Below are 20,589 nucleotides of genomic sequence, written 5' to 3' on the forward strand. Positions count from 1 at the left end.
GAAGGCATGGGGTCACGGCGATGCGGTCGCGCGGATGGCGGCGGTCAGCGTCCTGAGCGAACTGCGGGCCTGCCGATCGGCGAGGTTGGTGTAGAGCATCACGTCCCGTTCGGGCAGCGGCGGCAGACCCAGCCGCGGCCCCACGTCGACCGTTCCCCGCGGCGCTACGCGCCGGCCCAGTGCCGCCACCGCGAGACCGGCCGAAACGGCAGCGCCGATCGTCGCGACGCCGCCGCCGACGAACACCTCCGTCCACGCGATGGCGGCGCCGTCGAGCGCGGCGACGGCCATGGCGCGGACGCTGCAGGGCTCGGCCTGCGTCGCCAGGCGCAGGGGCTCTCCCGGCCGGCGCTCGAAATCGGGGGCGGCCATCCACCCAAACGCCTCCTGGAGCACGATCTCGCCGTCGCGGCGGTCATGATCGTGGCGCAGCACGATCGCCGCGTCGAGGCCGCCGCGCTCGAAATCCGCCACTACCTCGCGCGAGGTGGCGACGTGGAGCTCCACCACCAGGCCGGGTTCGGCCTGGCTCATGCGCTTCAGCAGGAGGGGCAGCTCGGCGCCGACGATGTGGTGGCTGATGCCGATGATCAGGCGCCGCTGCTCGATGTCGAACGCCGCCACGGCGCTCTGGTGCGCCGCAACCAGCGCCCGGGCCGGTCCGAGGAACACGGCACCATCGGCAGACAGCCGCACCAGGCGCGGGGTCCGCTCGAACAGGCGGCGGCCGAGAGCATCCTCCAGGCGCTTGATCTTCAGACTGATGGACGACTGCGTCGTGGCCATCGCCTCGGCGGCCCGCGTGAAGCTCTTCAGGTCGGCGACCAGCACGAATGCCTGCACCGAGTCCGTATCGACGGCCTTCATCGATCTACCATTTACGTTTGCGATCGCTGAAATATCCTCGCATCTGATTTTTTCATGATCAATGGCGGCCTACCTTCCCCTTGAGTGAAGGAGGTGAAGCCATGACTTTTGCTGGCCACAGTTGTCGATCGACGCATGGGGCCGCGTTGCGGAGTGCCACTCGGGAGGCGTGCATCAATGAGGGGGACGCCTTGCGTGCCCATCTGTTCGGCCTCGCCTTCGCCGCCGTCCTCATCATCGGCCTTACGGGGGTGGTCGCCCTGGCACTGCGGGCGTTCGTTTGAGGGTGCAGGGGCACACCGTTCTCAGGGTTCGCTCGCGTTCAGCATCGCGAGAGTCTCGGTCGAGGGTGCACACGTGATGGTGCCTTCCAAGGTATCGAGGATGTTCTCGACCGTGAAGCGCTGGTCCCACAGCCGGTTGCGCCGGCGGGGGCGCGCCTCCAGGGCCGCGTCCTGGGCCGAGAGGATGGCGTTGGCGTAGATCGACACGATCGACAGCCGCTGCTCGACCAAGGGCGCCGGCAGGGGCAGCAGGCGCTTTAGGTGATCGAAGCAGGCGACGTAGCCCGCATTCCAACGGCCGCCCAGGGCTTCGCGCAGCGCCTCCCGGTGGGACGCCTGGAGGCTCGCGATGAAGCGGATGTAGCCACGCCAGCGCTCGTCGTTGCTGAGCTCGACGACGGGCATCACCAACACGAGCAGCACCTCGCGCACGGTCGCCGGGCCGCCCCGCGCATCGAGCACGCGCAGCATCTCCTGCCGGCGCTCGTCGAGCACGGCCGCACCGTCGACGACGAGCTGGCGGATCAGCTCCTCCTTCGAGCCGAAGTGGTAGTGCAGCGCGGCGTTGTTGCGCTGGCCGGCCGCGGCGACGATCTGCTGGATCGTCACCGCGTCGACGCCGTGCCGCGCGAACAGCAGCCGGGCCGCCGTCTTGATCTGACTCTTGGTGTCCGCCGGCGCAGCACGCGCGGCCGATCGGCCCCTGCTTGACATGGTTTCGGCGCCCGTCCAGTTTAAGCGAAATCACTTAATCGGGGAGGAGATACGACATGCGTGTTCTGGTCGTCGGCGGTGGCATTGGTGGGTTGACCGCTGCGATTGCACTGCGCCGCCACGGTATCGACGTGCTGGTGCTGGAACAAGCCGAGGTCATGGCCGAAGTCGGTGCCGGCATCCAGATCGCCGCGAATGCGGCGATCGTGCTGCGGGAGATCGGCGTCGAGGACGCGATCCGTGCCGTCGGCGTCAAGCCGCTGTCGTACGACTACCGCGACCTGCATAGCGGTCGCCTGCTCTACCAGGCTCCGCTCGGCGACGAGGCGGCCGCGCGCTATGGCGCGCCGATGTACAATGTTCATCGCGCGGATCTCCTCGATATCCTGTCCGCCGCGCTTCCGGCGCGAGCGGTGCGATTTGGCGCACGATGCGTCGGCGTCTCACAGTCCGACGACGGCGTCGAGGTCCGCCTCGATACCGGCGAGACGCTGCGGGCGGATGCGCTCGTCGGCTGCGATGGCATCCATTCCCTCGTGCGCGAGCATCTGCGTGGGCCGGAGGAGAAGCATTTCGCCAACATCCTGATGTGGCGCTCGCTGATTCCGGCCGCGCGCCTGGATGGCCTGGGGCTCGAGGAGCGGGGCAACTATTGGTTCGGTCCGGGGCGGACACTGATCACGTATTGGGTACGGCCGGCGAATCTCTACAGCATCCTCGCGTCCGTCCCGGCCGACGAGGTCCACCGCGAATCATGGAGCGAGAGCGGAGATATCGAGGAGATGCTCCGCTCGTTCGAGGACGCCGAGCCCCGCGCCCGCGCCATGCTCGAGCAGGCGCAGACCGCGTTCGTCACCGGCATGTACTACCGGGACCCGATCGACAGCTGGACCGCGGGGCGGATCACGTTGCTCGGCGATGCGGCGCATCCGATGGTGCCTTTTCTGGCCGCAGGAGCCGGCCAGAGCATTGAGGACGCCTGGACGCTGGCGCGCGTGCTGTCGCGGCGACAGAATGACGTCCCCGGCGCGCTGCTGGAGTACGAGCGTCGACGCCTGCCGCGCACCACCCGCATCCAGGCCGGCGCGCGCGCGGTCGTCAAGCTCGTGCATGAGAGCGAGCCGCGGCGCCTGCGCGACCGCAACGCCCGCTGGAAGGGCATGGCGCGCATCGACCCGATGGCCGAGACCAGTTGGGGGCTCGCCTGGGACTACGATGTCGTCAGGGCGACGGAAGGGCCTCCGGGCGAAGTACTCAACGTGACCGGCCTGCGCGAGGGCAAGCGATTGCGCCGCCCTGAGGCGCAGCGCGCTTTCGATCTCTGGAAGTACGCGTTCCGACCGGAGGATGTCGCGCGCGGGCACGACGGCCTGCGTGAGGCTTACGACCGGTTCCTGGCCACCAACTTCCCGCTGCCGGACGCCGTCAGGGCGACGGAGCTTGAACTCGGCGACGTGAGGGCCTGGCGGGTTGCAAGCCCCGGCGCCGACAGCGCGCGCGTGGTGCTTCATTTCCACGGGGGCGGCTATCTGATCGGTTCGGCCAAGGGCTCGCTCGAATATGCCAGCCGTCTGGCGGCAGCGATCGATGGTACCTGCTACACGGTCGACTACCGGCTGGCTCCGGAGCATCCCTACCCGGCGGCGATCGACGATGCAGTCGCTGCCTATCGGGCGCTGTTGCGGCAGGGGATCGGGGGCGCGTCGATCCTGCTGTCGGGGGAATCGGCCGGCGGTGGCCTCGCACTGGCCTTGGCGCTTGCGCTCCGCACCGCCGGCGATCCGCTCCCGGCGGGGATCGTCGCCGCAGCCCCCTTCACCGACCTCACACTGTCGGGTGCAAGCGTGCGCGCGTTCAGCGGGGAGGACCCCGCCGCCAACCGCGACCTGCTCACCTTCATGGCCGCATCCTACTTCCAGGGCCACGAGCCGACCGATCCCCTGGTCTCGCCGCTGTTCGGGGACTTGAGCGGGCTGCCGCCCCTGTTCCTGACGGCGGCGCAGGGCGAGGTGCTGCTGGACGACACGACGCGGCTGGCGGAGAAGGCGAGCCGAGCGGGCGTCGACGTGACCCTCAGACTCGTCGAGGATTCCGTCCACGTCTACACGATCTTCCCGTTCCTGCCGGAGACGGTGAGCACCATGGAAGCGGTGGCCGCATGGGCACGGCATCGGCTGGGACGCCCCGGTGCAGGCGCCCGGGCCGCTGGTTAGATGTCGCTGGGATGATGGCCGGGCCTCGCCAGCCCATCCTCCCGCTCTAATGATAGGGGTCGGCCGCATCTCGCAGGCCGTCGCCCATGAAGTTGAACGCCAGGACGACGATGACCACCGGCGCGATCGGCGCCAGCAGCCAAGGATAGAGGTTCACCGACGCCAGATTCTGCGCCTCGTTGAGCAGCACGCCCCAACTGGTGATCGGTGGCCGCAGCCCGAGGCCGAGGAACGACAGCGCCGTCTCGCCGAGGATCATCGACGGGATCGACAGGGTCGCCGAGGCGATGAGGTGGCTCATGAAATTCGGGATCAGGTGCTTGCCGATGATGCGGGCGCGTGAGGCGCCCATGAGCTCCGCCGCTTTGACGAAATCCTCCTCGCGCAGCGCCAGCAGCTTGGAGCGCACGGCCCGGGCCAGCCCCGGCCAGTCGAGCAGGCCCAGGATGATGGTGATGCCGAAGAAGACCAGCAACGGGCTCCAGTTCGCCGGCAGTGCCGCCGACAGCGCCAGCCACAGCGGCAGCTCGGGCAGCGAGCGCAGGATCTCGATGACGCGCTGGATGACGTTGTCGACCCAGCCGCCGAGGTAGCCGGCAAGGCCGCCGAACAGCAGGCCGAGCGCGAACGACACCGCGATGCCCAGCAGGCCGACGGTGAGCGAGATGCGCGCACCGTAGATGATGCGCGACAGCACGTCCCGGCCCAGGCGGTCGGTGCCGGCGAGGAACATGGTGCCGCCCTCCGGCGCGCAGACCAGGTGGAAGCTGGCGTCGAACAGGCCCCAGAAGCTGTAGGTGTCGCCCTTGCAGAAGAAGCGGATCGGCTGCGGCGTGCTGCGGTCGACCTCGTAGTCGCGCGTGAAGGTGTCGAGGTTGAACTTGAAGCTGTAGGGGTAGACGAAAGGCCCCACGAAGCGGCCTTCGTGCATCAGGTGCACAGGCTGCGGCGGCGCATAGAGAAAGTCGCCATGGCGCTTGGTGAGCGGGTAGGGTGCCACGACCTCGACGAACGGCAGCATCGCATAGAAAACCAGCAGCACGATGGCCGAGGCGAGGGCGACGCGGTGGCGCTTGAATTTCCACCAGATGAGCGTGAGGGCCGAGGCGCGCCAATAGCGCTCGTCCTCATTGGCCATCGGCTCGCTGGCGCCGGGATCGAATGGCCGCGGGTCGACGAAGTGCGGCGTGCTGCCGGCGTCCGCCGGGGCTTTGGTGTGGGTGATGACGTTCATCGCGACCTACCGTGCCCCGAGCCGGATGCGTGGATCGAGCCAGGCCAGCAGCAGATCGGAGATCAGCATGCCGATCACGGTGAGGATCGCCACGAACATGAGGATGAAGGCGGCCAGGAACTGGTCCTGGCTGCGCAGCGCGCCGAGCAGGATCGGTCCCACCGTGGGCAGGCTCAGCACCAGCGACACCAGGATCGAGCCCGAGACGAGATGGGGCAGGATGTTGCCGATGTCGGCGACGAACGGATTCAGCGCCATCCGGAAGGGGTATTTGAGCAGCGCCTTGGTCGGCGGCACGCCCTTGGCCTTGGCCGTCACGTAATATTGCTTGCTGAGCTCGTCCAACAGGTTGGCGCGCATGCGTCGGATCATGGCGGCCGTGCCGGAGAGCCCGATGACGAGGGTCGGCACGATCAGGTGCTGGCCGAGCGACACCACCTTGTTCCACGACCACGGCGCGTTGGCGTATTGCGGGTCATAAAGACCGCCGATGGAAATGCCGAACCAGCGGTTGGTATAATAGAGCAGGATCAAGGCCAGCAGGAAATTCGGCATTGCAAGGCCGATATAGCCGATGAAGGTGGCCAGGTAGTCGCCCCACGAGTATTGACGTACGGCCGAGAAGATGGCGATCGGGATCGACACGACGTGGACGAAGATGAGCACGGCGATGTTGACCAGCAGCGTCAGCCAGAGTGTGTCGCCGACGACCTCGTTGACCGGCCTGTCGAATTCGAACGACCAGCCCCAATCCCCTTGCAGCAGGCCAGAGAAGCCGTTGGGGCCGGGCCACACGCCGATCCACACCAGGTATTGCTTCCAGACCGGCAGATCGAGGCCGTACTGCTTGATGAGGAACGCCGCCTTGGTGGCGGCGGCTTCGCCGCCCTGGGAGCGCAACTCGGCGATCTGGTTGGTCAGGAAGTCGCCCGGCGGCAACTTGATGATGACGAAGACCAGCGCGCTGATGATCAGCAGCGTGCCGGCCATGGTGAGCAGGCGGCGAGCGATGTAAGCGATCATGGGGCTTTGGCGATCCGGCGGTCCTGGCGATCCCAGAAGATTTCGTCGATGCGGTAGATGCCGAGGAGGGACGTGGGGGCCCAGCTGTAGAGCGCCTCGGCCGGCAGGTTGGCGAGGCCGTCGCGCAGCACGATCGGCTGGAGGGCGCCGGCGACGGTGCCGATGATCCACTGGTTGTCGGCGTGCAGCGCCAGCATGGCATGCCAGGCCGCCGCCTGCTGGGCGGAATCGGTGGAGCGAAGCCAGGCGGTGTACGCCTCGAGGAGCTTTTTTGCCTCCGGCATGTCCACCGGCTCGCCGCTGGTGCCTTTCGTCTCGACGTACTGGCCCCACCGCGGCCAGGCGAGATTGTCCTGATGCACCGGCGCGAGCTCGCCCGGCACCATCCCGGCGGTCGGGATGGCGTTGTCGAGCCCTTGGCTGGCCACCATCACCGTCTGCCCCTCGTAGGCCCGATTGCGCAGGATGGTGCGGTCCTGAGGCTTGATGAACAGCTTGAGGCCGACCTCACGCCAGAACTCGGTGATCAGCTCGAGCGTGTCCACGGCAAGCCCGGTGTCGCCGTCGACCTCGACGACGATTTCAGCCGGGCGCCCGTCGGGCAGGTTGCGGATGCCGCCGCTCCCCTTGGCGAGCCCGACATCATCGAGCAGCTTGGCGGCCGCGGCACTGTCGTGTTGCGCCCACTTGCTGCGGTACGACGGCTCGAACAGGGCCGAGCCCTCGCGCACGGTGTTGTTGCCCTCCTGGCCGAGACCGAAGAGCAGCGCATTGTTGATGGTGTGGCGATCGATGGCGAGCGAGAGGGCGCGCCGAAAGCGCACGTCGCGGTTCAGCTGGCGCCAGACCGGATCGACCGTCGTGAGATTGGGATAAAGCGCCACCTCGGAGCCCCGGGCCAGCCGCCACAGCAGCGTCTTGTAGCCCTGCGCCCCCTCGCCCTGCTTCAGCACCGGGATGTCGTTCATGACGAGCCCGCGGGCGAGGAAGTCCACTTCGCCGGCGTTCGATTTGGCCGCGAACAGGCTGGCGGAGGCGACGTCGGCGAGCACCTGGTCCACATAAGGCAGCTGCTGGCCGGCGGTGTCGATGCGATGGAAATAAGGGTTGCGCTCGAACACGATACGGGCGCCCGAGCTTGCCGGCACGGCGCGCCAGGGAAACAGCGTCGGCAGCTCTGGATTGGAGTTTTCCAGCATGCTGTCCATGCGGTTGTGAAGCGGGGCCCACGAGCGCACCTTGGCCTTCGCCACCAACTGGTCGAGCTTGTCCTTGTCGGCGTATTTTCCGTGGTAGTTCCTGAGAAAGTGGGCCGGCCGGTAGATGAAGGGGTCCTGCGGGGCGGCCATCGTCGGCAGGAACAGCGGGTTCGGCGTCGCCCAGGTGTAGCGCACCGTATGCTCGTCCAGCACCTCGAAGGTCGGCGGCTTGCCGTCGGCGAGCATGTAGGTCGGCACGCCCGCCGGACTGAGCTGCTTGTTGTTGACGATGTCTTCCCAATAGTAGCGAAAGTCCTCCGCCGTGAAGGGATACCCGTCCGACCAGCGATGGCCTTCACGCAGACGCAGCGTGAAGACCCGGTTGCCCTCGTTGTCGAGGGCCGAGAGAATATCCGGCCGCAGCACGAGCTTGTCGGTGTAGCCCACCAGGCGGGTGTAGGCGTTGGCCGAGAGGTAGCGCACGTCGCGCAGCTTGGCGATCAGGGTGGTCATCGAGCCCCCCGGCTTGCCGATGACGCGGCCGTTGGCGGCCAGATCGGAGACGAAGGGCTGCTTGGGCAGCCGCTGGGCGATCGGCGGCAGCTTGCCGGCCGCGACCTGCTCGGCGAACAGGGGCGCCTCCTGCAAGGCGATGTCGGCCAGCGCCCGGGTCGCCAGCGGCAGCACCGCGAGCGTGGCACCCGCCTGAAGCAAAAGCTCGCGCCGGTTGAGCACACGGGTCATGCGGCGGCCCTTTCGCTGGTGGTGGTGCGGACCCAGTGGTCGGGCTCGATTTCCTCCATCTGGCTCGGCCTGTCATTGCCGAGGCCGAACGGGTGCGGCCAGGCGGTCGGATCGGAGAAGCGGCCGGTGCGCAGGGTGTCGAAGTCGAGCGGATGGTCGAGGTCGGGGTCCGGAACCGCCGCCAGCAGCGCCTGCGTGTACGGGTGCACCGGGTTGCGGAACAGCAGCGCCTTCGGCGCCTGCTCCACGATGTGGCCGCGGCACATGACGGCGATGGTGTCGGCGATATAGTCGACGACTGCGAGGTTGTGCGACACGAACAGGTAGGAAAGCCCCAACGCCGCCTGCAGGTCCTTGAGCAGGTTGAGGATCTGTGCCTGGACCGAAACGTCGAGCGCCGACACCGGTTCGTCGCAGAGCAGCACCTTGGGCGACAGCGCCAGGGCGCGGGCGATGCCGAGGCGCTGGCGCTGGCCGCCGGAGAAGGAGTGCGGGTAGCGGCGCAGGTGGCGCTTGTCGAGACCCACCATCTCGATCAGCATCTTGGCCTTGGCGAATTTCTCCGCCTCGCTGATCTGCTCGTGGATGCGCAGCGGCTCGGTCAGCAGCTGATAGACCGTCATGCGCGGATTGAGTGACGAGAACGGGTCCTGGAAAATGAACTGGACGGCACGCCGGTAGCGCAGCAGATCCTCGCCCTCGAGCGATTGGACGTCGCGCAGGCCGGTGCCGTCGTCGAAGCGGATGCGACCCTCGTCCGGCTTCAGCGCCCGCATGATCATCTTCGAGACGGTGGTCTTGCCACAGCCCGACTCGCCCACCAGTCCCAGCGTCGTGCCCGGCATCAGTGTCAGGTTCACGTCGGAGACGGCGCGCACCTGGCGCAGGTTGCCCGAGAACCAGCCGGCGCGGAGCGTGAACACCTTGGAGATGCCGGTGACGTCGAGCACCGGGCCCTTCGGGGTGGGGCCGACGGTGATCGGGGCCGCGGCGATCAGGTCGGCGGTAGCGATCTCGCGCAGCGGCGTCAGCCGTTCCCCCGGCTCCATGTCGAAGCGCGGCACGGCCCGCATCAGCGCCTTGAGATAAGCATGCTGCGGGTCGCGGAAGATGGCCTCCCGCTCCCCCGATTCGACGATGCGGCCGCGGTACATCACCACGACCTCGTCGGCCATGTTGGCGACGACGCCCAGGTCGTGGGTGATGAGCAGCACCGACATGCCGGTTTCGGCCTGCAGGTCCTTGATCAATTCGAGGATCTGGGCCTGCGTGGTCACGTCGAGCGCCGTCGTCGGCTCGTCGGCAATGAGCAGGGCCGGCTGGCAGATCAGCGCCATGGCGATCATGGCGCGCTGGCGCATGCCGCCGGACAGCTCGAACGGATAGGTCACGAAGACGCGTGCCGGATCGGGCAGCCCGACGCGGGCGAACACCGCCTCGGCCGCCCGGCGCGCCTCGGCTCGCGAGCCGCCCTTGTGCAGCAGGTAGGCCTCCGTGACCTGGTCGCCCACGGTGTGGAGCGGCGACAGCGAGCTCATCGGCTCCTGGAAGATCATGGCGATGCTGCCGCCGCGCAGGCCCAGCATCTGACGCCCGGAGGGGTCGAGCCGCGTGATGTCCACCGCCTCGCCATCCTGCGTCTCCTGGAAGACGATCGAGCCGCCGGCGATGGTCGCGGCCTTCGGCAGGATACGCAGGATGGCCTGGGCGGTCACCGATTTGCCCGAGCCGGACTCGCCCACCAGCGCCACGGTCCTGCCGCGCGGAATGGTGAAGGACACGCCGTCGAGGGCCCGTGTCGTCGTGCCGTGACTCGCGAAATTGACCGCAAGATCGCTGACGGCAAGCAGCGCGGGGCCGCTCACACCCATGGGCCTCTCCCTGACCGACCATGCCGCCGGCCGTCGCAGCCCGCAGCGTCGTTTCTCTTGTCCTGCGCGCGCGGCCACCACCGCGTGCTCGCGTTTGTCGTTGCCGCCCGCCGCTCCGAGCGGCCGAGCACCGTCACGCCGGTCGACCGGACGCGCGCCATACTACATCGGCTATCCGCAAGATGGATCATCAAAAAAGCCTACTCCGGCCGTCATCGACAGGGCCCGGTCCGGGCAGGGGCGCCGCGAACATGGACGGGGCGCTAGCAATCCGCGCGCCAGCGTGACCGGCGAGGGTGGCGAGCAACTCCTCGACGAAGGACCAGATCATATCGTCGTGCACCAGATGGTGGGTGAGCAGGCCGATCGGCTCAGGCTCGGCGGCGCCGGCGCGGTGCGCGACGGCCCGCGCCAGATCGGCGACGATCCGCTCGGGGTCAGCCAGGCTGCGCGTGCCGTGCCAGTCGATGGGGTCGATGTGGGTGTTGACCTGGCGCAGCCCCGGCACCGGCTCGGGCGCGGTGCGATCGTTGGCCGTGGACAGCCCGCCGTAGCCGAGGCCCGGCAGCCGCTCGACCAGTGCGGGCGCCACCCGGTTCCACGGTGGCACGAACACCGGCAGCAGGGCGGCGCCGAAGCGCCGGCGGGCCAGGTTCAGGGCGCCGGCGGCCTCGGTGGCGAGCTCGTCGATGCCGCGGTGGGCGCCGAACTCCGCCTTCTTCTGATCGGGGGGCGCGTGATTGGCGTGGGTCAGCCCGTGCACGAGCACGGTCACCATGGGCTTCCCGGCGAGCGCCTCGGCTAGCTCCGCCTGCGCACGGCCCGGGATCGAGGCGACGGCGAGCGGCGCGGCGTAGCGCCGGGCGACCGCAATGAGCCGCGTCAGCGCCCGGGTGGTCACGATGGCGTCGTCGTCGCGCCACCAGAACGGCAGCGGGCCGGTGCCGGGATGGCGCTCGATCGCCGCCACGAGGGGGGTAAAGTCGAAGCGGCGCAGGCGCGCCGGCGCCCGGGCCGGGCGGGCGGCGACCCATTTCTCCACGATCTCGGCCGTACGCGTGGCGCCGTCGATAGCGATGCCGGAGGCGTCGGGGGCAGGACGGCGCAGCGCCGCATCGACGCCAGCAAGCAGCGTCCCCGGGTCGAGGCTGGCGCCATCGAGCGCCGTCACCAGGCCCCGCGCGGCGAACAAAGCGGCGCGCTCGCTCTGTTCCGTCTCGCCACCGTCGGCGAAGGGCACGACAACGGCCCGGGCGCGGGTGGCGATCAGGTCCAGTGCCGTGTTGTAGCCGAACTGGCTTACCGAGACGGCGCAACGTGCCAGCAGGGCGCGGAAATCCGGCCGGGCGCGCTCGACGGCGACGTTGGCCGCTTGCGCCTGCCAGGCGGCGAAGAGATCCGCGCCGACCCCCTGGCCGACGAGCAGGCGCCAGCGGCGGGCGGGGTCGCGCGCCGCCGCCGCGAGCGCCGTCGCAAAGAGCGTCTGCCCCGCCGCGCTGCCGCCCCCCGAGACGACGATTTCGCCGCTGGGCACCGGCTCTGCGGCCATGCCCGGCGGCGGGTCGTCGACATAGCCGGTGTAGCGCAGGCGTTCGGCAAGATCGGCGGCGACGGGCCAGGACGCGGTGAGCGGCACCACCGCCGGATCGGCGTGAACGAGGACACCGTCGTAGAAGCTGCGCAGAATGTCGTGGGCCTGGACCAGCCGGGCGGCCTTGCTCGGAGCCGCCAGGATGTCGCGCACAGAGGCCAGCACCAGCGGGCGCACGGCGGATGCCCGCGCCGCCTCCAGCAGAACCGTGAACTCGTCGGCAAGCACGCGCCGGCCCAATGGGTATAGCTCGGTGATGACGACGTCGGGCTGCACGGCGTCGTAGGTGGCCCGCAGCACCGCACGCCGGCGCGCGGCCGCGGCGGCCGTGAGCGGGGTACCCGCCGCGTCGAGGAGAGTGGCGAAAGCGGTGCCGCGGACCTGCACCGGCTCGAGCTGCACCAGCCGCAGCCCGTCCGTGCGCACGAGGGGCGCCGGGCGTCCGCCCGATACCAGCGTCACCGCATGGCCGCGACCGGCGAGTCCCCGGCCGATGGCCGCCGCACGGGTCAGATGACCGACGCCGAGGAGGTGCGTGACGGCGATCAGGATCCGGAGGCTCATGACGGGCTCCCGCCGAGGAGGCCGAGCAGGCTCTCGCGCAATATGCCGGCCGTGGCCTGGAGGCTGCGCTCCTGGACGACGAAGCGGCGCGCGGCGACGCCCATGGCTCGCCGCTGGGCCGGCGCGGCGATGAGGGCCGCCGTGGCGGCGGCGAAGGCCGGCGCGTCCCCGGGGGGCGTCAGCCGTCCGGTTATGCCGTCGCGGACGACGCCGGCGACGCCGCCGAAGTGCCCGGCGACAACCGGGCATCCGGCCGCCTGGGCCTCCAGCAGCACCATGCCGAAGGCCTCGTTGACCGCCGGCCAAAGCAGCAGGTCGTGGCTTGCATAGGCGGCATCGAGCGCAGCACCGCTCATCGCCCCGCACAGCGCGACGCGCGCGCCGAAGGCGGCAAAGAGGCGTTCCACCTCGGGCTTGGCTGGTCCATCGCCGACGATGTCGAGGGTCCAGCTCGCGGGCTCGAGGTGACCGAGGGCATCGGCGAGCAGCCGGTAGGAAGCGAGCTTGTCGCCCTCGCGCATCATCGCCACCGCGAGCAGCCGCGCCGGCCCCGCCGCCGCGGTTCGGGCCACCGGCTCGGCGGGGAGGGTAGTGACGAACGGCGGCAGCGCGACCAGCCGCTGGCCCGGCGGCCGGGCCCGCGCCAGGCCGTCGCGGTCGGCTTCGTTGAGCACGAACACCAGCGCCGCCTGATCGAGCGCCGCTTCGGCGCCAGCGTGGCCCAGTCGCCAGGGGCTGGCTGCGCGCTTGCCGGCCCGAGACCCCTCGGCGACCACGTAGGGCAGCGCCATGGCACGCGCCACGGCGGGGCCGATCCAGTCAGGCGCCTTGTAGTAGACGTGATAGGTGAACCACAGCCGCGGCCGGGCATGCTCCGGCGCCGCTCGGCAGCGGGCGACGATGGCTCGCGCCTCGGCTTCCGCCTCGACCTGGATGGCGTGCTGCCGGTCCCCGTCGCCGGCCGGATCGTGCGAGCGCAGGCGCGAGAAGACCTCCGGAGCGAAGCCGGCCGCCGAGAGCCCACGCAGGAGATTGCGCGCCACCGTCCTGTCCCCGGAGGGCACCGGATGGTCCGGCGCCTTGAGCGGCGCATAGAAGGCCATGGGGATCGGCCCGGTCACGGCGCGGCGCCATGGGCGCGGCGCGCCGCCGGTGCCGCCGCGGCCGGCGATCCCAGCGCTGTCCTGAGCCTGGATTCGATCAGGTCGATCCCCTCGGCCATGCCGAACCGGCCTTCCAGCCGGGCGAAGGCCGAGCGCCCGAGCGCTTCGCGGCGCTCGGGCTCGCGCGCCAGGAGATTGACGGCGTTGGCGAGCGCCTCCCAGTCTTCGGGCGGCACCAGCACGCCGTCTTCGCCGTCGCGCACGAACTCGGGAATGCCGGCAAAGGCGGTGGCGACGATGGCCAGCGCCTGGCTCGCCGCCTCCATGACGACGTTGGGCAGGCCGTCTTGGTCGCCGGAGCGCGCGCGCTTGGCCGGCAGCACGAAGATGTCGGCCTCGCGCAGCAGGGCGACCACGTCCGGCTGCGGGCGCGCCCCGAGGAACGCCGTTCGGCCCGCGATGGCGAGCTCCGCGGCCTGTGCCTTGAGCTCGCCGAGCATCTCGCCACCGCCCACATGGGCGAACTGCCAGTGCAGGTCGGGCGGCAGGGCCGCGAGCGCCCTCAGCAGGTCGCCGAACCCCTTCTTGGCGACCGCTCGCCCCACCGACACGATCCGCACCGGATCGGCCGGCTCCGCGCCCGTGCGCGGCGGCCGTGCCTCCGGCGGTGCGGGGAAACGCGTGAGGTCGAGGCCGTGATAGGCGAGCGCAACCCGCTCCGGCTGCGGCGCCAGCGCGGCCAGCACGCGGTGGCCGGCCGCCGTGCAGGTCACGCCGAAGGTCGAGGCGGCAATCTTCTCCCGCTTTTCCCAGTCCGGCGTGGTCCAGATGTCTTTGGCATGGGCCGAGAAGCTCCAGCCGAAGCCGCGCAGCAGGGCTGCGTAGCGAACCACCGAGGCGGGCGTGTGCAGATAGTGCACGTGCACGTGCTGCGCTGTCGCCGGCAACTCGCGGGCGAAGACGAAGGCTTGTCCGAGCCGCCGCACCCGATTGACGGTGAAATCGCGCCGCAGGTCGGCGAGGAAGGTGCGCAGCAGCGTGCCGAAGCCGGGCCGGCGGACCGACCAGGCCGTCCCGCGCAGCACGCGCAGGGGCGCCCGATGCAGGTACTCCGGCAGGTAGGTCACGGGCGCTGTGATCTGGCGGTGCATGGGATGCACGGCCTTGTCCGTCGGCCGTCGCAGCGACCAGATCGCCAGCGCCAGCCCGCGCCGCTCCAGCTCGAGCAACTCCTGGGCGATGAAGGTCTCGGACAGGCGCGGATAGCCCTTGACGACGACGGCGACGTGCGCCCCGGCTGGTGTGCGCATCTCAGTGTGCGGCCCGCGCGCCAAGCGAATGTCGGCTCCGCCCCATCGGCTGGGTCACTCCGCCGCGTGGCTGCGCGCGATCGGCGGCTGGCGATGGTCGAGCCATCGGGCGAAGTCCCGCCGCACCGCGTCGGTGCCGTCGAGCAGCCCCGGCACGATGGCATCGCCGGGGCGGCGCTGGTTCGGCAGCCGCAGCAGGGCCTCGGCCATGCGCAGGGGGTCGCGGCGCCCGCCCTGCTCGACGATCATGCTGACGAGGCCGAGCCGCTCGGCCGCCACGGCGCGGATGTACTGTTCGAGCCGCGGCTTGCATCGTGGCACGATCAGGGCCGGCTTGTTGAACGAAAGCACCTCGCAGAAGGTGTTGTAGCCGCCCATGGCGACCACGGCGGTGGCCTTGTTCATGAGGGTTTCGAGCTTGCTGTCGAACGACAACGCCTCCAGGCAGGGGTGCCTGGCGATGCGCTCCATGAACGCCTTGCAGCGCTCCCGCGCCATGAACGGGCCGAACACGATGAGGGCGGGCACGGAGAGCCGGGGATCGGCTTCGTAAGCGCTGATCACCCAGTCCAGCATGTCCTCGCCGTCGCCGCCGCCGCCGCTGGTGACGAGGATGAACGGGCGCTTCGTGATCTTCGGGTGCGGGTTGAGCTCGGGGTCGCGCGGCAGTCCGCGGCGCAAATAGCCGGTGTAGGTGATGCGGTCGAGGATATGCCGGGGCAGGTCGAAGGCGGCGAGCGGCTCGTAGATGTCCTTGAGGCCATAGACCCAGATGTCGTCGTAATAGGCCTTCAGCGCCTCGACCGCCCCCTTGCGCTCCCATTCGGGCACCAGGCGCGACGGCTCGTCCATGATGTCGCGGATGCCGAGCACGATACGGGCGCCGCGCGCCTTGGCCCGGTCCAGCGCGCCCATGACCTCGCCGCGGAAGCCGGTCGGCTCCTTGTCGATGATCACCATGTCGGGCCGGAAGCTCTCCACCGTCTGGCGAATGATGTCGCCTCGCAGCGCGGCCGCTTCGTCGATGCCCATGCCGAGGTTGAGCGTGCGGTAGTCGCCGTTGGCGAGCTTCACGACGCCCGGGATGCGGACATAGTCGACACCCGAGCGGAACTCGAAATTGCCGATGACCGGCGAGCCGGAAATGATGATGACCGAGACGTCGGGTTGGCCCGCGACGAGCGCATTGGCGATGGCACGGGAGCGTCGCAGGTGGCCCAGCCCGAAGGTGTCGTGGCTGTAGATCAGAACGCGGGCAAGACTCGTTGCATCCACGGGAAACTCTTCGGGCAAGACGAACGGAGCTCTTTGGTTACGGCGTGCGGACCGGACGCAAGCGTGCATGTCGACGCATGATCGCCGCCGCATGAAAGACCGGGCCGGGCCCTGCGGGTCCGAGCGCACCGGCTTCGGCATGGCAGGGCATATGCCATGTCCGATGGCTCGGACACGTCCACCCGAGCGCAAGCGCTCCTTGTCGGCCGTCCGTCATCGCGCCCCCCGCGTGTGTTCGGATCGTGGAAGCATCGGCTTCCCTCACGCTCCACGTTAGCACGTCTCCCGACCGGCGCATCCCCCCGACAGGGCCCCCTTTGCATTCGCCCATTTTGCCTTTAACTCAGCCAGTCGGCTGTCGAAACCCGCGGAGAGGGCTTTGGAGCGAAGCCTGTTCCGGTACATCTGGCGCCACTCCCGCCGCGATCAGCTCGTCATTTTCGCGGTCGTGCTCGCGTCGTTGCCGTTCTACTACTGGTCGCTGGATCTGCCCAAGCGCATCGTCAACGAGGCGATTCAGGGCGGCGCCTTCAAGAGCGGCAAGACCTCCACCACGTTCTTCGAGATCAGCTTCGATCTCCCGGGGTTTCTCGGCGGCCGTCACGTCGAGCTCTTTCACGGCCTCGACGTGGGCCAGCTCGGGTTGCTGTTCGGCCTGTCGAGCCTGTTCCTGTTCTTCGTGCTGATCAACGGCGCGTTCAAGTATTGGATCAACGTCGCCAAGGGCGCGCTGGGTGAGCGCATGTTGCGCCGGCTGCGCTTCGACCTGTTCGCCATCACGCTCCGGTTTCAGCCGGAGACGCTGCGTACGGTCAAGTCGTCGGAAACGGCGACGATGATCAAGGACGAGGTGGAGCCAGTCGGCGGCTTCATCGGCGATGCCCTGGTGGCGCCCATGCTGCTGGGCTCGCAGGCGCTCACTGCGATGGCCTTCATCCTGATGCAGAACCTCTGGCTCGGCATCATCGCGGGCAGCATCGTAGCGGTGCAGTTCACGGTCATTCCGCGGATGCGCCGCATCCAGCTGCGCCTCGGCAAGCAGCGGCAGCTGCTCTCGCGGCGCCTTGCCGGCAAGGTCGGCGAAGTGGTGGACGGGCTGGAGGCCGTCCACGTGCATGATGCCACCGCCTGGGAAAAGGCGGACATGGGGCAGCGCCTCTATGAGCTTTTCGACCTGCGCTTCCGCATCTATAAATGGAAGTTTCTGGTCAAGTTCCTGAACAACCTGCTGGCGCAGATCACGCCGTTCTTCTTCTACGCGGTCGGCGGTTACTTCGCGCTCAAGGGCACGCTCGACATCGGCCAGCTCGTCGCCGTCATCGCCGCCTATCGCGATCTGCCGCCGCCGCTCAAGGAGCTGATCGACTGGGATCAGCAGCGTCTCGACGTCCAGATCAAATACGACCAGGTGGTCCAGCAGTTCTCGCCGGACCGGCTGTTCCCGACGGAGATGTTCGAGCCCGCCGAGGAGGCGCCACACCTCACCGGCCCGGTCAAGGCCGAAGACCTCCAGATCACCGATGCGCACGGGACTCCCATCCTCGAGCATCTGAGCTTCGAGCAGCAACTGCCCGTGCATCTGGCCCTCGTCGGTGACGGGACGCTGGCAGCCAGTGCCGTGGCGAGGGTGCTGGCGCGGCGCATCACCGACTACCGCGGCCGCATCCTCTATGGCGGTCAGGATCTCTCCCGCATCCCCGAATCGGTCATCGGCCGGCGCCTGGCCTATGCCGGTCCCGACCCGGTGCTGTTTCCCGGATCGCTCCGCGACAACCTGATCTACGGCCTGCGCCGCCAGCCCAAGTCCGGCGGCGACGCTGACAGCGCGGCGGAGCGCATCCGCCGCAGCGAGGCCCTGCGAACCGGCAACCCTCTGCCTACGCCCGGCGCGGAATGGGTCGACTTCGCCGCGGTCGGCGTCTCCGACGAGGAGGAGCTCGACCAATATCTGATCAACATCCTCAGCATGGTCGGGCTGCACGACACGCTGTTCCGGTTCGGTCTGCTCGGCCGGGTCGATCCGCACCGCTATCCCGAGCTTGCCGAGCGCCTGATCGAGGCGCGCCATCAACTGCGCGACCAGATGGCCGACGCCGGCGTCGCCCATCTCGTCGAGACGTTCGATATCGACCGCTACAACACGCAGGCGACGATCGGCGAGAACCTGCTCTTCGGCGTGCCGCTCGGGCAGCCGTTCAAGGGACGGGGCCTCGCCGCCAATCCGGTCGTTCGCAAGGTCCTCGATGCCGGTCGGCTGACCCCGGACCTGCTGCGCATCGGCGCTCGCATCGCCACCACCATGTCGGAGATCTTCCGCGACCTGCCGCCCGGCCATCCGCTGTTCGAGCAGTTCTCGTTCATCGCCGCCGACGAGCTCGACGAGTATGACGAGATTGTGCGCCGCTGGACGGTTCGGGGCGAAGCTGGCCTCGTCGGCGACGACCGCAGCCGGCTGATCGCGCTGCCGCTCGACTATATCGAGCCGCGCCACCGTCTCGGCATGCTCGACGACGGCCTGCGCGAGCGCATGCTCCAGGCCCGCCATGCCTTCCACGAGGCGCTCGAGGACAGCATCTGGAAGGGCATGGTCGAATTCTACGACGACCAGGCCGTCTGCGGCGCCGCGCCCTTGCGCGACAATCTGCTGTTCGGCCGCGCCGCTTACAACGTCGCCGACGCCCAGCCGCGCGTGACGGCCATGATGACCACCCTGATCGACGAGCTCGGGCTCAGGCTCGACGTGGAGCGCGTCGGCCTCGACTATCAGATCGGGCCGGCCGGCCGGCTGCTGTCGCAGCCACAGCGCGCTGCGGTTTATCTCGGCCGCTGCCTTGCCAAGCAGCCCGACGTGCTCATCCTGGACGGCGTGTTCTCGGCTTTCGGTGATACACAGATCAAGCCGATGCTCGAGGCGATCGTGGAGCGTTTCCGCGACAGGTCGATCGTCGCCGTGCTGCGTCGCGAGGATCAGGCCGATCCACGTCACTTCGAGATGCTCGTGCGCTTCGAAGGGACACAGCCGCATATCGTCCGCGGAGGCCGTGCCGGCGCGAACGGGCAGAGCGAGCCCGATGATCAGGACGGGCAGGAGCGGGGGGGCGCCGAGCGCGAGCCCGCCATTGTGGGGAATCGGATATGACCCTCGAAACGGAAGTGCAGACGTTGCGTCTGGTGCCGATGTTCAAGGACATCGATGCCGCGCGCCTCAAGCTGCTCGCCTTCACCAGTGAGCGGGTGAACTTCGCCCCGGACCAGCGCTTCTTCTCGCAGGGGGATGCGGGCGATGCCGCCTACGTGATCCTCGACGGTGTCGCGCACGTGCTGCTGGAAACGCCGAACGGTCAGCTCAAGGTGGCCGAGTTCGGCCGCAACGACCTGGTCGGCGAAATGGCGGTGCTGGCCGAAACTCCTCGCTCGGCGACGGTGACGGCCCAGGGCGAGGTCATCGCTTTGCGCATCGACAAGCACGTCTTCATCGAGCTGCTCAGCCAGTTCCCGCAAATGGCCATCGCCGTGATGCGCGAGCTCGCCAAGCGCCTGGAGCGCACCAACGCCCGCCTGGCGCGGCAGTAGACGGCGCCGTCCCCGGTCTGTCCGACTGACGGTGTCGTGCCCGCCCGGTGCGTCCCTCAAATCGAGGGGCTTGATCCGATCGCGACGCGCACAAGCCGATCAGTCGAGCAGCCCGGCGATCAGCCGATCCGAGGTCTTGCCGACCTCGCGCAGCGTAGCCAGCCCGGAATCGACGAGCGCGCGGGGTGACACCGCATCGAAGTTCACCCGGAAGCCGCCGTCGCGGGGGCGCTCCCGCTCGGCGACGGCGAGCGGGCTGGGGATCGGCCGCGGCGGCCTGAGCGCGGCATTCGTTCTCCCGAGCGTGATCCGGGTCGGCTCGACTGCCCGCTGCGGCGCCGGCTTACCGGAGCCGATCTGGTCGTCGATCATCGCCAGCATGCGATCGCTGAAGCTGGTCAGGCTGTCGGGCTCGGGCGCCGGCGGCGATATCGGCGTCCGCTGTGGGGGAAGCGGCGCCAGCGCCGGCGATGAGGCGACGACCGGGGCCGCAGCAGGCGCCCGCGCCGGCGCGGGCTTGGGGCCCAGTGACACGGCCGCGGCCTCCACAGACCTTCTCGCCACCGCCACCCGCACGGCCTGGGCGGGAAAATCTCGGCCCCCGAGATCGCCGGCGAAGCTGAACGTGGTCGGTGGCTGGGGCAGGAGGTTCAGGCCCCGCCCCACGTCGAAGGCGAAGGTGCCGTTGGAGCGGGCCTCGAACTTGCCGTCGGCCGCAACCGAGGTGAACGACGGCAGCGTCCGCGGCGGCTTTCCCGCGCGGGCGAGGTTGTGCTGCACCATGGCGGCCGCGAACAGCGCCGAGGCGCCGATGAACAGGTGCACGGCAAACCGCGGCGTCTCAACCTGAATTCGGCGTGCCAGTTCGAGCACGGGGCCTCGCAAGCGGATACCACGTTGGGTTGTCCGCTACTCTGCCGAGCTTTCAGGCAGAAATCGGGCCTGTCCGAGGCGGCAAGGGGCCATGTGGCGGGCCGTTTCGGGCCTCTGTCCCGAGCGGCTGCGGCAGGCATCCGCGGCCGCC

The 20,589-nt window shown here is 69.2% G+C and carries 14 protein-coding genes; 3 read left to right on the top strand and 11 right to left on the bottom strand.

Translation table 11 applies throughout. The features are described 5' to 3' along the window. Positions 1-12: 12 nt before the first annotated feature. Complete coding sequence (locus IEW34_RS06080; protein WP_188608260.1) at positions 13-867, bottom strand: LysR family transcriptional regulator; 855 nt, start codon at positions 865-867, stop codon at positions 13-15. Positions 868-1,172: 305 nt separating this feature from the next. After that, positions 1,173-1,865 (bottom strand): TetR/AcrR family transcriptional regulator, encoded by a 693-nt coding sequence (locus IEW34_RS06085; RefSeq protein ID WP_188608261.1) that lies wholly within the window; start codon positions 1,863-1,865, stop codon positions 1,173-1,175. Positions 1,866-1,921: 56 nt separating this feature from the next. Between IEW34_RS06085 and IEW34_RS06090 the strand changes: the two genes are divergently transcribed. Next, positions 1,922-4,078, top strand: coding sequence for an alpha/beta hydrolase fold domain-containing protein (locus tag IEW34_RS06090; protein ID WP_188608262.1), 2,157 nt, complete (start codon positions 1,922-1,924; stop codon positions 4,076-4,078). 46 nt (positions 4,079-4,124) lie between these two features. On the opposite strand, the gene IEW34_RS06095 is transcribed toward IEW34_RS06090, so the two are convergent. The 8 genes from IEW34_RS06095 to IEW34_RS06130 all read right to left on the bottom strand — a co-directional run bounded on the left by IEW34_RS06095 (position 4,125) and on the right by IEW34_RS06130 (position 15,992). Beyond that, positions 4,125-5,312, bottom strand: a complete 1,188-nt coding sequence (locus IEW34_RS06095) for an ABC transporter permease (RefSeq protein WP_188608263.1) — start codon at positions 5,310-5,312, stop codon at positions 4,125-4,127. Between the two features lie 6 nt (positions 5,313-5,318). Beyond that, positions 5,319-6,335 (bottom strand): ABC transporter permease, encoded by a 1,017-nt coding sequence (locus IEW34_RS06100; RefSeq protein ID WP_188608264.1) that lies wholly within the window; start codon positions 6,333-6,335, stop codon positions 5,319-5,321. Further along, positions 6,332-8,278 (bottom strand): ABC transporter substrate-binding protein, encoded by a 1,947-nt coding sequence (locus tag IEW34_RS06105; protein ID WP_188608265.1) that lies wholly within the window; start codon positions 8,276-8,278, stop codon positions 6,332-6,334. Before IEW34_RS06105 ends, IEW34_RS06100 begins: the two co-directional genes overlap by 4 nt. Beyond that, positions 8,275-10,149, bottom strand: a complete 1,875-nt coding sequence (locus IEW34_RS06110; RefSeq protein WP_188608266.1) for an ABC transporter ATP-binding protein — start codon at positions 10,147-10,149, stop codon at positions 8,275-8,277. The genes IEW34_RS06105 and IEW34_RS06110 overlap by 4 nt, the downstream gene beginning before the upstream one ends. Positions 10,150-10,339: 190 nt before the next feature. Next, a complete protein-coding gene (locus IEW34_RS06115) occupies positions 10,340-12,304 on the bottom strand; it encodes a glycosyltransferase (protein ID WP_188608267.1) in 1,965 nt (654 codons plus the stop codon). Continuing rightward, positions 12,301-13,407 (bottom strand): glycosyltransferase family 4 protein, encoded by a 1,107-nt coding sequence (locus tag IEW34_RS06120; RefSeq protein ID WP_188608653.1) that lies wholly within the window; start codon positions 13,405-13,407, stop codon positions 12,301-12,303. Before IEW34_RS06120 ends, IEW34_RS06115 begins: the two co-directional genes overlap by 4 nt. 14 nt (positions 13,408-13,421) lie before the next feature. Further along, positions 13,422-14,717, bottom strand: a complete 1,296-nt coding sequence (locus IEW34_RS06125) for a glycosyltransferase (RefSeq protein ID WP_188608268.1) — start codon at positions 14,715-14,717, stop codon at positions 13,422-13,424. Between the two features lie 54 nt (positions 14,718-14,771). Next, positions 14,772-15,992: a glycosyltransferase family protein gene (locus IEW34_RS06130; RefSeq protein ID WP_244641822.1), complete on the bottom strand. Its 1,221-nt coding sequence runs from the start codon at positions 15,990-15,992 to the stop codon at positions 14,772-14,774. A 379-nt stretch (positions 15,993-16,371) separates the two neighbouring features. Here IEW34_RS06130 and IEW34_RS06135 point away from each other — a divergent pair, with 379 nt between their 5' ends. Both IEW34_RS06135 and IEW34_RS06140 read left to right on the top strand, forming a co-directional pair. Then, positions 16,372-19,131: an ABC transporter ATP-binding protein/permease gene (locus IEW34_RS06135; RefSeq protein ID WP_188608270.1), complete on the top strand. Its 2,760-nt coding sequence runs from the start codon at positions 16,372-16,374 to the stop codon at positions 19,129-19,131. Next, the gene (locus IEW34_RS06140; RefSeq protein ID WP_188608271.1) at positions 19,128-19,565 is read left to right on the top strand and encodes a Crp/Fnr family transcriptional regulator; all 438 of its coding nucleotides are present in this window, start codon (positions 19,128-19,130) and stop codon (positions 19,563-19,565) included. Before IEW34_RS06135 ends, IEW34_RS06140 begins: the two co-directional genes overlap by 4 nt. A gap of 99 nt (positions 19,566-19,664) precedes the next feature. Here IEW34_RS06140 and IEW34_RS06145 read toward each other — a convergent pair whose 3' ends face one another. Then, on the bottom strand, positions 19,665-20,438 hold the full coding sequence (locus IEW34_RS06145; RefSeq protein ID WP_188608272.1) for a hypothetical protein: 774 nt from the start codon (positions 20,436-20,438) through the stop codon (positions 19,665-19,667). Between the last annotated feature and the right edge of the window lie 151 nt (positions 20,439-20,589).

This window comes from Chelatococcus reniformis (genome assembly GCF_014640075.1).
Classification (GTDB): Bacteria; Pseudomonadota; Alphaproteobacteria; order Rhizobiales; family Beijerinckiaceae; genus Camelimonas; species Camelimonas reniformis.

Coding starts and splice junctions, on each gene's coding strand:
- IEW34_RS06140 (WP_188608271.1), top strand. CDS start 19,128: ATGACCCTCGAAACGGAAGTGCAGACGTTGCGTCTGGTGCCGATGTTC.
- IEW34_RS06115 (WP_188608267.1), bottom strand. CDS start 12,304: ATGAGCCTCCGGATCCTGATCGCCGTCACGCACCTCCTCGGCGTCGGT.
- IEW34_RS06080 (WP_188608260.1), bottom strand. CDS start 867: ATGAAGGCCGTCGATACGGACTCGGTGCAGGCATTCGTGCTGGTCGCC.
- IEW34_RS06090 (WP_188608262.1), top strand. CDS start 1,922: ATGCGTGTTCTGGTCGTCGGCGGTGGCATTGGTGGGTTGACCGCTGCG.
- IEW34_RS06120 (WP_188608653.1), bottom strand. CDS start 13,407: ATGGCCTTCTATGCGCCGCTCAAGGCGCCGGACCATCCGGTGCCCTCC.
- IEW34_RS06095 (WP_188608263.1), bottom strand. CDS start 5,312: ATGAACGTCATCACCCACACCAAAGCCCCGGCGGACGCCGGCAGCACG.
- IEW34_RS06085 (WP_188608261.1), bottom strand. CDS start 1,865: ATGTCAAGCAGGGGCCGATCGGCCGCGCGTGCTGCGCCGGCGGACACC.
- IEW34_RS06125 (WP_188608268.1), bottom strand. CDS start 14,717: ATGCGCACACCAGCCGGGGCGCACGTCGCCGTCGTCGTCAAGGGCTAT.
- IEW34_RS06105 (WP_188608265.1), bottom strand. CDS start 8,278: ATGACCCGTGTGCTCAACCGGCGCGAGCTTTTGCTTCAGGCGGGTGCC.
- IEW34_RS06100 (WP_188608264.1), bottom strand. CDS start 6,335: ATGATCGCTTACATCGCTCGCCGCCTGCTCACCATGGCCGGCACGCTG.
- IEW34_RS06110 (WP_188608266.1), bottom strand. CDS start 10,149: ATGGGTGTGAGCGGCCCCGCGCTGCTTGCCGTCAGCGATCTTGCGGTC.